This is a genomic window from Amycolatopsis sp. cg5, from assembly GCF_041346955.1.
In the GTDB taxonomy this organism is placed as follows: Bacteria; Actinomycetota; Actinomycetes; order Mycobacteriales; family Pseudonocardiaceae; genus Amycolatopsis.
In genome coordinates this window covers 3092969-3107663 of sequence record NZ_CP166849.1, presented here as the reverse complement: position 1 = coordinate 3107663, position 14695 = coordinate 3092969, and the positions used below count along the sequence as shown (strand labels likewise).

General features: G+C 68.5%; 10 protein-coding genes and 1 pseudogene. 8 read left to right on the top strand and 3 right to left on the bottom strand.

What is annotated here, in order from left to right:
* Positions 1 to 285 precede the first annotated feature (285 nt).
* The 8 genes from AB5J62_RS14240 (at position 286) to AB5J62_RS14205 (ending at position 8924) form a co-directional block, all read left to right on the top strand.
* Complete coding sequence (locus AB5J62_RS14240) at positions 286 to 1476, top strand: hypothetical protein (RefSeq protein ID WP_370948672.1); 1191 nt, start codon at positions 286 to 288, stop codon at positions 1474 to 1476.
* Complete coding sequence (locus AB5J62_RS14235) at positions 1473 to 2495, top strand: transporter substrate-binding domain-containing protein (RefSeq protein WP_370948671.1); 1023 nt, start codon at positions 1473 to 1475, stop codon at positions 2493 to 2495. Before AB5J62_RS14240 ends, AB5J62_RS14235 begins: the two co-directional genes overlap by 4 nt.
* Before the next feature lie 10 nt (positions 2496 to 2505).
* The gene (locus AB5J62_RS14230) at positions 2506 to 2847 is read left to right on the top strand and encodes a hypothetical protein (RefSeq protein WP_370948670.1); all 342 of its coding nucleotides are present in this window, start codon (positions 2506 to 2508) and stop codon (positions 2845 to 2847) included.
* On the top strand, positions 2844 to 4076 hold the full coding sequence (locus AB5J62_RS14225) for a caspase domain-containing protein (RefSeq protein WP_370948669.1): 1233 nt from the start codon (positions 2844 to 2846) through the stop codon (positions 4074 to 4076). The genes AB5J62_RS14230 and AB5J62_RS14225 overlap by 4 nt, the downstream gene beginning before the upstream one ends.
* Complete coding sequence (locus tag AB5J62_RS14220; protein WP_370948668.1) at positions 4073 to 6175, top strand: tetratricopeptide repeat protein; 2103 nt, start codon at positions 4073 to 4075, stop codon at positions 6173 to 6175. Before AB5J62_RS14225 ends, AB5J62_RS14220 begins: the two co-directional genes overlap by 4 nt.
* A gap of 104 nt (positions 6176 to 6279) precedes the next feature.
* The gene (locus AB5J62_RS14215; protein ID WP_370948667.1) at positions 6280 to 7056 is read left to right on the top strand and encodes a PP2C family serine/threonine-protein phosphatase; all 777 of its coding nucleotides are present in this window, start codon (positions 6280 to 6282) and stop codon (positions 7054 to 7056) included.
* A 1-nt stretch (position 7057) separates the two neighbouring features.
* A complete protein-coding gene (locus AB5J62_RS14210; RefSeq protein ID WP_370948666.1) occupies positions 7058 to 8329 on the top strand; it encodes a VWA domain-containing protein in 1272 nt (423 codons plus the stop codon).
* Entirely contained in the window at positions 8313 to 8924 is a 612-nt protein-coding gene (locus AB5J62_RS14205) for an FHA domain-containing protein (protein WP_370948665.1), read from the top strand. The genes AB5J62_RS14210 and AB5J62_RS14205 overlap by 17 nt, the downstream gene beginning before the upstream one ends.
* 319 nt (positions 8925 to 9243) lie before the next feature.
* Here AB5J62_RS14205 and AB5J62_RS14200 read toward each other — a convergent pair whose 3' ends face one another.
* The 3 genes and pseudogenes from AB5J62_RS14200 to AB5J62_RS14190 all read right to left on the bottom strand — a co-directional run bounded on the left by AB5J62_RS14200 (position 9244) and on the right by AB5J62_RS14190 (position 14693).
* Complete coding sequence (locus tag AB5J62_RS14200; RefSeq protein WP_370948664.1) at positions 9244 to 10503, bottom strand: DUF222 domain-containing protein; 1260 nt, start codon at positions 10501 to 10503, stop codon at positions 9244 to 9246.
* Positions 10504 to 10795: 292 nt separating this feature from the next.
* Positions 10796 to 12304: a hypothetical protein gene (locus AB5J62_RS14195; RefSeq protein ID WP_370950260.1), complete on the bottom strand. Its 1509-nt coding sequence runs from the start codon at positions 12302 to 12304 to the stop codon at positions 10796 to 10798.
* A gap of 95 nt (positions 12305 to 12399) precedes the next feature.
* Positions 12400 to 14693, bottom strand: a pseudogene (locus tag AB5J62_RS14190) (Tat pathway signal sequence domain protein).
* Positions 14694 to 14695 lie beyond the last annotated feature (2 nt).

The window sequence follows — 14695 nt, the reverse complement described above, 5'->3', positions numbered from 1 at the left end:
GGTCGTGAGTGTTCCCGACGGTTAGAACCGTCGGGAACACTCACGACGCGTTTTAATACGGGCGAAGTCAATGCAATTACAATCGGCCGTTCGAGTGAACGAAATACGGAATTGCAACAACCTGACAATGCCGTCCCCAAAAAATCATGACTGGGGTACGGTCACAGCTCGTCGCGAACGAACACTGTGGGCATTGAGGGGTGGAAGATCATTTCGTCGTTCCGATCGCTCGCCGCCGCGCATTTCCGCCGAACGGAGGGTCGGCTTACGCTCATTGTCGTAGCGGTGGTCATTTCGTCGTTCGTCGCGGGCCTCGTCGGGGTGCTGAGCGTCGGCAACCGGGCTGACCGCCTCGACGAAATCGGCGCCGAACACGCCGTGGTCACCACCGCGGCGCTCGAGGTGTACCGCGCGCTGGCCGCCGCCGACGCGACCTCGCTCAACGTCATGCTCGTCAGCGGGGACGCCGAACCCGTTCAGCAGCAGGCGTTCCGCGACGACATCGCCGCCGCGACCGCCGCGCTCGAGTCCGCCACCAGGACCGCGCCGACCGGCGTCACCGCGCAGAAGCTGAGCGAGCTGACGGACGCGATCCCCGTTTATGTCGAGCTGGTCGAAGCGGGCTGGATCTACGCGAAACAAGCCAAGCCGCTCGGCACCTCGTATCTCACCGAAGCGACCGCGTTCGTGCGCGGCACCATGCTGACCGCGGCCACCGCCGTCCGCGACGCCGAAACGAAAGCGAGCACCGAGGCGCAGGACGAGGTCGACGACTTTCCCTGGGTCGCCACGCTCGCGTGCGTGCTCGCGGTCGCGGTGCTGGCGTACTGCCAACGGTACGTCGCCCGCCGCACCCGCCGCCGGTTCAACATCGGCATGGTCGCGGCCACCGTGCTCACCGTCGCCGCCTTCGGCTGGCTCGCCGTCGCGTCGACGGTCGCCGCCTCGCACAGCGCGGACGCGCTCGACGAGACCCGGCAGCTGATCTCGCCGGTCGCCGATGCCCGCGCGCAGGGCCGCAGCGCCGACGGCGACGAGGCACGGAGCCTGATTTTCCCGCAGCTGGGCGACCACGAGCGGCTGAGCAAGGCGCTCGACGACATCGGCGAACTCGTGCGCAAAGCCCAGGATTCGCCGGCGGGCAAGGCCCAGGCCGAGACGCTGACCGAGGCACGCAAGTCGCTGACCAGCTGGCGTGACGCGCACACTTCGTTCGAGGGCAAGGGCGCCGTGACCTACGGCGAAGCGGCCGCGGCGATCACGCAGCCGTCCGCCAACGAGAAGCAGACGTTCGCCGCCGGACTCGACGACGCGCTCGGCAAGGTGGCCACCACCGCGTCCGAAGACGTTCGAATGTCCATTAAGGACTCACGATCGGCGCTGGCTGGCGTCGCCGGTGTGCTCGTCGTGCTGATGGTGCTCGCCGCCGCGGCGACCGTCGCCGGGCTCTGGCCCCGTATCTCGGAGTACCGATGAAACGACTCGTCGTCGCGCTCGCGCTGCTCGCCGCAGGCTGCTCGGTGCCTGCCGAACCCACCTTGCCCCACCGCCCGGCACCGCAACCGGCGCCCGAAGGCGCCGCCTTCTCCCCCGCCGCGCCTGTCGCGCAGCAGTCGACCTGCACCGGCGTACCCCGCAGCCTCAACCCGAACAAGCTGGTCAGAGCCGCCAATGGGCTTCCGTCCGGTGCCGCCTTCGACGCGATCCGCGCCAAGGGGCAGCTCGTGGTCGGCGTCAGCCAGACACTGCAGCAACTCAGTTCACGCGATCTGCGCACCGGCGTGATGGACGGGCTGGAGATCAGGCTCACCGAGCGGATCGCCGACGCCGTCTTCGGCACGGTGGCGCCCGAAGACCGGCCTAAAAAGATCAGGTACGTCGCCGTGCCGACCGGCAGCCGCTTCGAATCGCTGGACACCAAGGAAAACCGCGCGCAGCCGGACAGCGCCAAGCGCAACGCCGTCAAGGTCGACATGGTCATCGCCGACGCCACCATGACCTGCCAGCGCGAGCAGACGTACGGGCTCCTGTACTCGTCGCCGTATTTGGTCGCCCAACAGGGAATCCTGGTCCGCGGCACGGTCGAGAAGAAGCCGACGGATCTGACCGCGTTCGCGGGCCGCAAGGTCTGCGCCGCGGAGAACACGGTCAACATCGCGAGGATCCTCAAGTCGGCGGCCACGCCGGTGTCCGTTCCGGACAGCGCCGACTGCATGGTGATGCTGCAGCGCGGTCAGGTCGACGCGGTCGTCACCGACGACGTGATCCTCGCCGGTTTCGCCGCGCAGGACCGGAATTCGACCGTGCTCCCCGACTCCTCCGCCGGGCCGGACCCGGCCGGGGTCGCCATCAGCAACGAGGCGCCCGAGCTGGTCCGCATGGTCAACGCCGTGCTGGAGCAGATGCGAGCCGACGGCAGCCTCGCGGACCTGTACCAGACGTTCTTCGGCGGGCTTAACAAATCGGTGCCCCCGCCCGACTACCGCAACGAATGAAGGAGCACACGTGCGCGCACGGATCGAGGTGGGCGGTGACGATTTCGCGTCACTGCGGGAATGGCTGGCCGACGAGGCGGAATTGCGCGGGCTGATCACCCCGGAAAGCGCCCCGATCCGGCCCGGTGAGATGGGCGGGGTCGCCGACGTGCTGATCGCGACGCTCGGCGACGGCGGCGCGGTCGCGGCACTCGCCGCCGCGCTCGGCACCTGGCTCGGCACGCGCCGGTCGAAGGTACGGCTCAAGGTCACCAACGCGACCGGGCAGAGCGTCGAGCTCGACATCCACTCGAAGGACGCCGAGAAGGTGGTCCGCGCGCTGCTGGAGAACCCCGACGAGAAGGCGGGATGACCGCCCGCCTGCCGGATCCGGCGCGGTCGCGCGCGGTGCTGGTGGGCGTGGGTGACTACGCGGCCCTACCCGACCTCCCAGCCGTCGCCGGCAATCTCGAAGACCTCCGCGCGGTCCTGACCTCGCCGGAGGGCACCGGCCTGCCCGACGCGCACTGCGCGGTGCTGGCGGACCCCGCCGACGAGTCCGAGGTCGGCGAGGCGCTCGCCAAGGCGGCGGCCGAAGCCGAGGACGTGCTGCTCGTGTACTACGCGGGCCACGGCCTGATTTCGGGGCCTGGCAACGAGTTGTACCTCGCGACGAGCCGCACGAAGGAGAACACGGTGAGCACGTCGGCGCTGCCCTGCGCCGAGCTGCGCGAGTCGATCCGCACCAGCAGGGCGCGGGCCAGGGTGCTGGTGATCGACTGCTGTTTCAGCGGCCGCGCCATCGGCCAGACCATGGCGGGCGGCGGCGAGGTGGTGTTCGCCGAGGTCGACGTCGAAGGCGCGTACATCCTGACCTCCACGGCGCCGTCGCAGACCGCGCTGGCCCCGGCAGGCGCGAAGCACACGCTGTTCACCGGCGCGCTGCTCACCGCGCTGCGCGAGGGCGTGCCGGGCGCGGGGCCACTGCTGACCATCGGCGCGCTCACGAACTGGCTGCGCGCCGAGATGATCCGGCTGTCCGGGCCGTCACCGCGCAACCGCGACGACGGCAACGTCTCCGGCCTCGCGCTCGCACCCAACCACGCGCCGCGGGTGCATGCCGTGCGCGCGCTGCGTGACCGGGTCGGCGAGCGCCTGACCGGCCTGGCCGCCGTCGAAGCCGACGTCGAGCGCACCCGCGCGACGGTGCGGAGCAAGATCGCCAACGCCGGCCTGCCGGAGCTGCCGTCGCTGCCGGGACTCGGCGCCGTCGACGGCCTGATCCGGGCCGGGCGCTGGGCGGAGGCGACGAGCAGGCTGAGCGCGCTGGCCGAGGCCGTCTCCGCGCACGAGGCGAAACTGGAGCTCGAGCGTGCCCGCGCGAGCGGGCTGGTCGACCGGCGTGACGAGCTGCGCGGCAAGCTCGACGGCTACACCGCGATGGCCGCCCGCCTCGGTTTCGCCGAGGACGAGGATCTGTCCACATTGCACGAAACGGCCTGGGAACTGTTGTGGAGCAGGCCATGTGACCTGGCCGCGGCCACCGTCGCGACCACGGCCTACGTGGCGGCGGTCCAGGCCAAGCGAGGGGAAGAACGATGACGGCCTGCGTGCGCCCCGGCTGCGACGGCGAGTACCTGAGCGACGATTCGTGTGACACCTGCGGGTTCGACAAGCCCAGCGAGCCGGTCGTGCCGGAGCTGCCGTCGACCTCGTCGCGGCGCGGCACGACCGGCGCCAAGGCACGCCATCGCGGCAGTCTCGTCGAACAGGTCGAGCTGCCGCCGTTCACGCCGCGAGACCCGGCGACCGCCGTGCTCGCCGACCCGGAAGTGCCCTACCGGCGCCGAATCTGCCATCTGTGCCGTCGGCTCGTCGGCCAGCCGAAAGCCGACAAACCCGGGCTGACCGAGGGTTTCTGCCCGCACGACCGGACGCCGTTCTCCTTCCGGCCGTCGCTGGAGCCCGGTCAGCATGTCGACAAGTACGAGATACTCGGCTGCCTCGCATATGGCGGCTACGGCTGGATTTACCTTGCCAGGGACCGGAATCTGGGTGACGGCAGGGCCGAGCGCTGGGTCGTCCTCAAAGGACTGATCGACACCGGTGACCCGGACGCGGTCGCCGCCGCGGTCGCCGAGCAGCGGTACCTGGTCGAGGTCGACCACCCGAACATCGTCAAGATCCACGACTTCGTCCGGCACACCGATCCGCACACCGGCGCCACCGCCGGGTACATCGTGATGGAGTACCTCGGCGGCCGGACGCTGCGCGATGTGCTGCAACGGAACCGGGTGGACGGCGGGCCCGCGCCGCTGCCCGTGCGCGTGGTGCTCAAATACGCCGACGAGATACTCGGCGCGCTCGGCTACCTGCACCGGCGTGGCCTGCGGTTCTGCGATCTCAAGCCGGACAATGTGATGCAGGTCGACCAGCGTGCCAAGCTGATCGACCTCGGCGCGATGCTGCACGAGAACGACAAGGGCGCGGTGTTCGGCACCGAGGGCTACCAGGCGCCCGAAATCGACGACCCGCGCAAGCCGCGCCGCCCGTGCCCGGACACCGACCTCTACACGCTCGGCCGGACGATGGCCGTGCTCGGTTTCCCGTTCGCCGGGTTCACCGAGGCGTACAAGCACAGCATCCCGCCGCTCGGCCAGATCGCCTGGCTGGAGCGCCAGGAATCCTTCCACCGCTTGCTGATCAGGGCCGCGCACCCCGAGCCCCGGCGGCGGTTCGGCGCCGCGGAGGACTTCCGCGACCAGGTCGCCGGCGTGCTCGCCGAAGTGCTCGCCAAGGAGAACGACGAGCCGGGCATCGTGGTGTCGACGCTGTTCACCCGCGAGGCGCGCGCGTTCGGCACCGGTGACGCGGTGAGCTGGGCCGACGTGCCGTCCTGCCTGCCCAGTCCGCTGGTGGACCCGGACGACGCCGAGGCGGCGTTCCTGATGACGCTCGGCGGCGTCGACCGGGATCAGCTGGTCGAAACGCTCGCCGACGCCAGGGATCGCAGCCCGGAAGTGCTGTTGCGGCTGGCAGGCGCGCGTATCGCGGTCGGTGAGCTGCAGGAGGCGAAGGCCGATCTCGCCGACTTCGACAAGGCGATGCCGTGCGACTGGCGAACGGACTGGTACCACGGGGTGGCCGCCTTCGCGGGCGACGCTCCCCAGGAAGCCGTCCAGCGGTTCGACGCCGTCTACTCGGCGCTGCCCGGCGAACTCGCGCCGAAGCTCGCGCTGGCGGCCGCCCACGAGTGGCTCAAAGACAACGAACGGGCCGAAGAGCTCTACTCCCGCGTCTGGCACACCGACGATTCCTATGTCAGCGCCGCTTTCGGGCTGGCACGCATGCTGGCTCTCCGCGGCAAGAGCGGCGAAGCCATCGCCGCGCTCGACGCGGTGCCCGAGCACTCGACGCATCACATGTCCGCTCGGATCGGCGCCATCCGGCTGTTGATCGGCGGCAACCGTCATACCGACGCGGTGACCCGGTTGCGCGAGCTTTCACTGGACGCCCGCCTGCTCACCGAACTCGAGATCGAGGTGCTGACCGCGCGGCTAGACGCCCAGGAGGCCGACGACGACCTGCGCCGTGAACTCGAAGCGGCCTACCGCAAGCTGGCCAAGCTCACCACCGACCGCGGCACCCGCTCGCGGCTGGTCGACCGGGCCAACGAGGTCCGCCCGAAAACCCTGGTGTGACGATGACCCACTGTCCACATTGCACAGCACCGGCCCAGCCAGGCTGGCAGTTCTGTGAGGAGTGCGGCAGATCGCTCGGCGAGCCCCTCGCCGTCGAACCCACCATGCGTTTCTCGCCCGCCGACGAGGGACTGCTCGACCTCGGCCTGGTCGCCGGCGTCACCGACGTCGGCCTCAAACGCCCCCGTAACGAGGACGCCGTCGCGATCGGCACCCAGGGTCCCGTCCTCGCGGCGGTCATCTGCGACGGCGTCGCCACGTCCGCGAACTCGCAGACCGCCGCCACGCTGGGCGTCTCGGAAGGACTCCGCGCGCTGCTCGACGCCTGCGCGAAAGGTGAACCGCCGGGCAGCGCCACCGCCACCGGGATCATCGCCGCGGCCTCCGCCGTCGCCGGGCTGGGTCAGCCCGGCGACCGCAATCCTCCTTGCTGCACTTACGTTTCCGCGCTCTTCCACGAAGGCTCCGTGGTGATCGGCTGGGTCGGCGACAGCCCCGCGTACTGGCTCGGCCCGGCGGGCGCGCACCGCCTGACCGTCGACGACTCCGCCGCGGGCAGGCTCACCGCCGAGGGTGTGTCCCCCGACGACCCCCGGTTCGCGACACCCATGATCCACGCGCTCGAACGCTGGCTCGGCGCCGACGCCGGCCCGGTGACGCCCAAGGTGCACCGGTTCGTCCCCGACTCCCCTGGGCTCGTCGTGATCTGCAGCGACGGGCTTTCGCAGTACCTCGACGCCAAGCTGGTCGCCCCGGTCGACCACGTCAGCACCCCGTCGACGGCCGTGCGGCTCCTGCTCGGCCGCGCGCTGGGCGCGGGCGGCGGGGACAACATCAGCGTGGCCGCGCTCGCCTGCCCGCCGACCGAGGAGGACGCCTGAAATGCCACTGGACTTCCAGATCCAGGTCGACCAGAACGAGTACCTGCCCGCCGACGGCAGGCTGATGGACGCGGTCATCTCGGTGTCCGCGGCGGGCGAGGGCCTCTCGGTGCCCGCCGCCGACCTCACGGTCGCACAGGTGATCATGATCGACTGCTCCGGCTCGATGGAGGGCGCCAAGCTCGTCGAGGCGAAACGCGCGGTCAAGGTCGCGATCAACGAGCTGCGCAACGGCGTCAAGTTCGCGATCGTCGCCGGCAGCAACAACGCCCGCCTGGTCTACCCGGTCAGCGGCAAGCTCGCGGTGGCGTCCGGTCAGACCAGGCAGGCGGCGGCCAAGTCCGTCGGCAGGCTCAGGGTCGAAGGCGGCACCGCGATCGGGTCATGGCTGGAAGCCGCCTCACGCCTGCTTTCCCGCAGCGACGCCAAAGTCAAGCACGGGCTACTGCTCACCGACGGCCAGAACGTACTCGAGACCGACCGCCAGTTCGCCCAAACCTTGCGCGCCTGCGAAGGCAACTTCGTCTGCGACAGCCGCGGCGTCGGCACCGGCTGGTCCGCGACGACCCTCGACCAGATCGCCACCGCGCTCCTCGGCTCCGCCAAAGGCCTGCTCGACCCGTCCGAACTCGCCGCCGACTTCCGCCAGATCAACGAAACCCTGATGGGCCGCGCCACCGCCGACGTCGGCCTCAGGCTCTGGACACCCGCGCACGCCCGCGTCCGTTTCCTCAAGCAGGTCTTCCCCCGCATCACCGACCTCACCGGCCGCGGCGTCGAGATCAGCCCCCGCATCCAGGAGTACCCGACCGGCCATTGGGGCGCCGAAACCCGCGACTACCACCTTTCGGTCGAAGTCCAGCCAGGCACCATCGGCGAGGGCATGGTCGCCGCCCGCATCCGCATGGTCGCCGGCGCCCAGGAGTCCGAAGAGCACCGCATCCGCGCAAAATGGACAGAGGACCTCAAGCTCTCGACCAGAATCAGCCCCCAGGTAGCCCACTTCACCGGCCAGGCCGACATCGCCGAGCTCGTCGAAGACGGCCTCACCGCCAAAGCCGCCGGCGACAACGCCCGCGCCACCGCCAAACTCCAGAAGGCCCGCGAAATCGCGGTCGAGACGGGCAACACCCACGTCGTCAAACGCCTCGACGACATCAGCGACACCAAGGACATCCAGTCCGAAATGGCGCACGCCATGGGCGAGATGCTCAAACTCGACACCAAGGTAACCCACCGCAAGGAGGCGACCGGCCATGCCGATCTGCCCTAAAGGCCACCAGTCGAACGACCCCATCGACTGCGAAATCTGCGGCGGCTCGATGACCGACGCCCCACCCCAGCCCGTCACCGCAGAGCCCGAGTGGGACTGCCCGAACGGCCACCCCGGCCAGATCGGCCGCTTCTGCGAAGTAGACGGCTACGACTCACAGCTCCCCGCCGACGCCCCCGACCAGGTCCGCGCCACCTCACCCCGCCGCTGGGTCGCGACCGTCGGCGCCGACCGTGAGTTCTACGACCTCACCTGCGCTGACGACGACTCGCTCGTGTTCCCCACCCAGCTGCTGCCTCGACGGTTCACCTTGCGCGGCGAGGCTCTCCTGATCGGGCGCAAGGACGCGGACCTGGGCATCCACCCGGAGATCGACCTGACCGGGCCGCCTGAGGATCGGGCTGTCGGGCGTGAACATGCTGCTCTCGTCGCTCAGGAGGATGGGACCTGGGCTGTGGTCGATCGGGGTTCGGCCAATGGCACCCACGTGAACGACCGATCTCGTACGATTCCCGCGAAGAAGCGTGTGCCGCTGCGGGACGGAGATCAGGTTTTCGTCGGGGCCTGGACTGTGATCACGATCAAGGCCGAGTAGGAACCCTGGCCCTGGGGTTGCGGTGGTTGCGTTTCTGACCGGTCCCGTATGGAAATTTCCGCCCAGTGGTCCCGTTTTTGTGGTGGTCGGCAGCGGAAACCTCCATACGGACCGGGGCACCGTGGCGTGATCAGTCCCTGGGTCGGCCGTTGGTGGCTGGGAGTGCGTTGCGCCCACCCCGTTTCTGGGTCGGGCTGCCTGGGGCAGGGGAAGCCATCGAATCGAGGATCAGCTTCAGGCTGGGGGCATGAGAATGCGGCGCAGTGGGGTGGCTGCGCCTGGGCGGTGGGGCTATGGCTTGCGTTCTGCGACTGTCGGTTCAGGTTCGGGTGGTGTGCATGGTGTTGCGGCGGGGTGTCTGGGCGGCGTCGATGAACTTCGGTGGGATGAACTCCGGAAGGTTGTCGTAGGCCATCCGGACTTTCCAGTCACTGTGATGGACCAGGCGGTGATGGCGCCCGCAGAGCAGCACGAGATTATGGATCTCGGTCTCGCCGTGGTGTGCCCAATGGACAATATGATGCGCGGTACAGCGTTGCTGAGGCTCCGTGCATCCAGGGAACGCGCAGCCCCGGTCCCTGATCGCCAAGGCCCGGCGTAGCGCCGGAGACGCGAGCCGCTGAGCCCGGCCGAGGTCAAGCGGTTCCCCATGCGCACCAAGGGTGGCGGGGATGACCTTGCATTCACACGCCATCCGTCGCGCCTCGGCGGCGGAGATATCGCCGACCAAGTCCAGGCACGCCCGGCCGAGGCCGGTTTTGAGGTCTTCCAGCGACACCGTCACCACCACATGCACCGACTCCCCAGCCTGAGTCGGGATGTCCGGGTGAGCCATGCCGAGGCGAACAAAGGTGGCGAAAGCATCGCCATTGCGTTCCCACTGCGAGCGAGTGTCCGGGCCTTCCTCATCGGTGGCCGCGCGAGGTTTCGCCAAAGGATCGAGGAGGGCCTTCAGCCGGGCGAGGGTTTCGGAGTCGACACGGACTTTCACCCCATGGCTGCCATCGCAGTGGGTGATGTACTGCAACTCATTCCCACGCTCCGCCGGTTCCGGATCACGCGGCTCCGGCCCGTCCGGATCAATCTGGTCGAGCAGGCGTTTCCCGGCCACGGGAATCTCGTTGAGATCGCCAACGGTGGCCAGGTCGGTGAGGATCTTCTCCCCATCTTCCCGCTCCTCGGCGGTCATTGTGGTCGGCAGCGCGTGCAAGGCCTTCAACACCGCGTCGATCTGATCCGTGCCCAAGTCGCCTCCAGCAGCCGCAGCGCTGGTGTAGGGCGCGAACGCCGGAATCTCGGTGGCACCATCACGACGCCGGTTCAAGTCGCGGGCTCGCTTCACCCGCGCCAACGCCTCCGACGGTTTCACCCGAGCACACTTCGCCACCCACTGCGAGAGCGCCGCATACCCCGTCACTTCCCGCACGCCACGGGATTCAATCTCCGCGAGAATCTGCCCCTGCTTCGCGTCCAGGCGACGTTTTTCTTGTTCGAGGGCAACGTAGTCCAGCATGAGCGCGTCCTTGTCCCAGCGCCACCACTGCGGCGGCGCTTCGGCAAGTGTCTCAGTGTTGGACATGCCTCCATCATACCCAAAACGAGAGGACTATGCCACCATCCACACGACAATCCACAATGGACACCCGAAACCTTCCAGCAACCCCAAACACCGCGTAAGCCACGGTGCCCCGGTCCGAAACGCACCCACCGCAACCCCAAGACTAGGCCTCCCGCCAGAACCAGAGCCCGGGGATAAAGCCTGCTTTACTCCCCGATGTTTAGCGGGCTTTATCCCCGGGAGTAAAGCCCGCTTTATCCTGGCCCGTAAAGAGGTCGTGAGCGGTACAGCCGGTTCTAACCGGCCAGAACACTCACGACCCCAGGGTGCCCAGGTCGATGGCCTCGTTCGCCAGGGTGAACCCATCCCGAGGCACGCCCTTGGGAGAAGTCAGCCAAGTCCCCCGAGCCCGAGGCTTCGCTTTCGTGTCCCCACTGAGCAGCAGCGACACATAGCACCCATAGTCGATGGCGAACCCGTCGTAAAGCGTCCCAGGGTGCTTGCTGTCCGAGAGACCCCGCTTCAGCACATGCAACAACCGCGCGTCGTAAAGCTCCTCGATCATCGTGTGCCGAGCACCCCCGATCTGATCGAGCAGGAACGTCCGCGACCGCCGCTTCCCGACGACTTCGTCCACCAGTTTCCGCAGCAGCCGGTGCGCGGGCTCGTTGCCACTGATCGCCGTCTGCTTGTCGCGCAGGTACCAATCGCGCGCGGCCAGCCGCACCTCGCGCACGCTGATCGGCTCGTCGTGCGCGTGCTGCGCGGCCAGCGCGGCGATGTTGATCGCGTCGCGCGGGACGCCCTCCGCTGCGCGGACCAGCTCCGAGAACGCGATGCCGCGGAACGTCTCCGCCACGTAGCACTCGGGGTCCGGCGGCGGGTCGGGGATCATCGTCGTCAGCCGCGAGCCGGCGTGGTTGTGGAACAGCTGGGCGAAGAACTCCTGCGCGCGGGTGCGGGAGCTGTCGAAGATCATGATGTCGTCGAGACTGACGGCGGACGCGGCGTCCGCGCCGACCTCGATGCCGATGTGGTCGCCGCTGGGCGAGGGCGCGCGGAACCGGGAGCGCCGTTCGATCGCCGCGATCTTCACCGTGATCCCGGCCGTCGGCAGCACGCTGCGGCGCAGCAGGTCGGCAAGCAGCGGCTGCAGGTCGAGCGGGATGCTGCTCCACTCGTCCAGCAGCAACCACAGCCTGCTCTGCCCGAGCGAGCGCGTGATCGCCCGCAGCGCCCGGCTCAGCGGGCCGAACACGACGTGATGCTCCTCGGTCCCGGTGCGGCGGAGCCTGCTCTCCTGCGTTGCCGTTCGCTTGGCGCCGAGCGACAGCTTCACGGCGGACGGGGCGACCTCGACGCCGTGCGAGACCTCGCCGCCCGCGCCCATCCTGGTCTCGTGCTCGACCTGGCCGACCACGCGGACCGCCGTGGCCGAGTCGGCCAGCGCGTCGAGTGCGTGCAGCAGGCCTTCGGCGTCGGCTATGTCGGTTTCGACGGCGGCCGCGAGCAGTTCTTCGTGGATGGCTTCGAGGGTGTCGACCAGCAGATGCGTGCCGCGGACGGCCGCGTCGACCGTGCTGTCGGCGTAGAGGCCGCCCGCCGTGCCGATGGTGCGCAGGTCGAGGTAGACGGCCACGTCGCCGGTGCGGTCGACGAGGTCGGCCAGGTACAGCAGCGCGTGCGTCTTACCAGCGCCGCGACGGCCGTAGAGGATCTGGTGGTCGGTCGAATGCAGCATCGCCGCGAACGAGCCCGCGGCCACGAAGGTGTTGGTCAGCGTGGCCCGATCCGTGCTTTCCGCGCGCCGTGGAATGCGCATGAGCGCCTGGTTCAGATGCTGTTGCCTGCGGACCAGTCCCATTCAGCCAAGCCTGCCGCCTCCGATGGGCGGCAGGCATCCGCCATTCGCGCCCTTTACTGCATTCCCCACGGCTTCGACGGCCCATTCGGCGTAACCGGGCCGACGGAAATGTCAGGTCGGTCGCCTTTCGATGCACGATCGCCTCCTCTCCCCTGCCCAGCTCGATCTGGATGTCGCCATTCGCGAGCGCGCGCCAGCGTTTCGGGCGGCCCCATTGGTCGCGCACGGCGAGCTCACCGGTGATTCCCGGCCGCAGCACACAAGGCGCACCGGCCTCACTTCGCACTTTGACCCATTTCGTAACGCCGGCCTCGCGCGATGCACTGAGGAGAAAAGCACCCTGAGTGCGGAAATCACGCAGCGAGATATCGCGCCAGGTCGCCGGAATGGCCGGGAACAGCCGCACCACGCCACCCCAGCTCTGGCACAGCATGTCGTGCACCGACTGCGAGGCGGAAAGTGGCGTTTCGATGACGGGCCCGGATTCCTTGTACATGGTGTTCGGCTGAATGAACCGCCGCATCAGTTCGCCGAGATAGAAATCCGCCTTGTCGCCACGCAGCATCTGCGCGGAAATCGACGCGGCGCCGGTGAAGGTGTAGCCCTGCAGCGCGCCTTCGAAACCGACCCAATGGTTGAGCGACTTCTCGATGAGTTCCCGGAATTCCGGGCGTTCCCAGGTGATCTCGTACAGCGGATACACCTGCAGCAGATGCGAGTAATGCCGGTGCGACTTCGCGAACGGCACGTTCGCGCCGATCATGTACCCGTTGGCGTCGACCGGATAGTCGGCGAGGCTGGTCAGCACCTCCTGCCAGCGCCCGGCCAGCGGGTCGTCGATCCGCAGTTCCCGCGCGAAATCGAGCAGCGTGCGGCAACCCCAGCGAATGAGTGAGAGGTCGTAGTTGCAGTCGGCGGCGTTGACGCCGTATTCCGGCGAGAACGTCGGCGGCAGGTGCAGCTTGCCGTCCGCGCCTGGCTTGAGGAAATGCAAGTAGTAGTTGATCGCCCGGCGCAGCAACGGAAACAGCGTGTCCCGCAACAGTTTCCGGTCCATCGTGTGCCGATAGGACAGCCACACGTTGTGCAACGCCCAGGTCAGGTTGCCGACCTCGGGCGTCGGCGGGTCCTGGCCCGGAATGCCGACCGCGTACCCGGCCGTGCCGGTGCCGCCGCCGTTGAGCAGCGTCATGTCGGTGGTGCGCGGAATGCCCGCCGAGTCCGCGCGATACGGCTCGGCGACCTGATCGACCACGTTGTGCCGGAACTTGTCCAGCGCGTAACTCACCGCGTCCAGTTCGAGGTGGTTGGAGCCGTGGATGAGCCAGTATTCGAGCTGGACGTTGAGGTTCCACCAGGTCGCGGGCCACGGCGTCGATTCGAGCCATGGTCCGCAGGTCGCCATGACCGGCGCTTCCTTGCGTGCGGCCGACGCGAACTTGTACAGCTGGATCCAATAGAAACTCTGCAGCCGGGTGTCCGGAATGGACAGAAAGCTCCGCCGGTAGAAGTCGTGCCACCAACGCCGGTGTCCCAGCGCGAACAAGGCCAGCGGAGACACGCACCGCACCATCCGCAACGCTTCACGCGCGGCGGTCTTCTGCGGATGCGACCAAGCGACCGCGGTGTACAGCGTCCGCCTGGTGCCGAAAGTCGTTTCACGCCAGGCTGTTACGTGCTCTCCGCCCGCCAGCAGGCTCTGCACGCTCAGCGAAGCGTCGCCACTCGTCTGCAGCACCGCCGGCGGATTCGGCAGGTATCCGGCGGGTGGCGGCTTGCCGAACTTGGGGTCGGTTCGCGGGCTCACCGCGTCACCGGGATGGAAGACCCACTTGAAGTTCCGCTCACCCTCGGTCGGCTGGACCTCGATCGCGAGCACCGAATCTCCACTGTGGACGATCGCACGCAACGTCAGACTGCCGGCCGCGGTGGTGATCGTGCCCTTGAGCTCGGCGTTCCACAGGTCCATCCGCCAGTCGATCGCGGTGATCGCGCCGACCGGCTCCAGCGTGAAATACCCGATCGGCAGCCTGGCCAGCCCGAACAGCGACCCGAACTCCGGCCGGTGATCCTGCACCTGGCTGTGCTGCACGTTGAACCGGATCGCGTTCTTGCCAGGCTCCTGGTAGATGCCGGAGCCGAGGAACCCGTTGCCGAGATACGGCCCCTCGTACCAGGTGGTCGGCATCTTCGTCCACACCATGTCCGCGGTGCCGAGGAAATCCGCCCAGTCGACACCGTCGTACGTACTCTCGGCCGCCGCCGACGCCGCGGTACTGCCCAGCGCGCCGGCGGCGAGCCCGGCCAGCGCGCCGCCGAGCACGGTCCTGCGATTGAGATCGACCATCG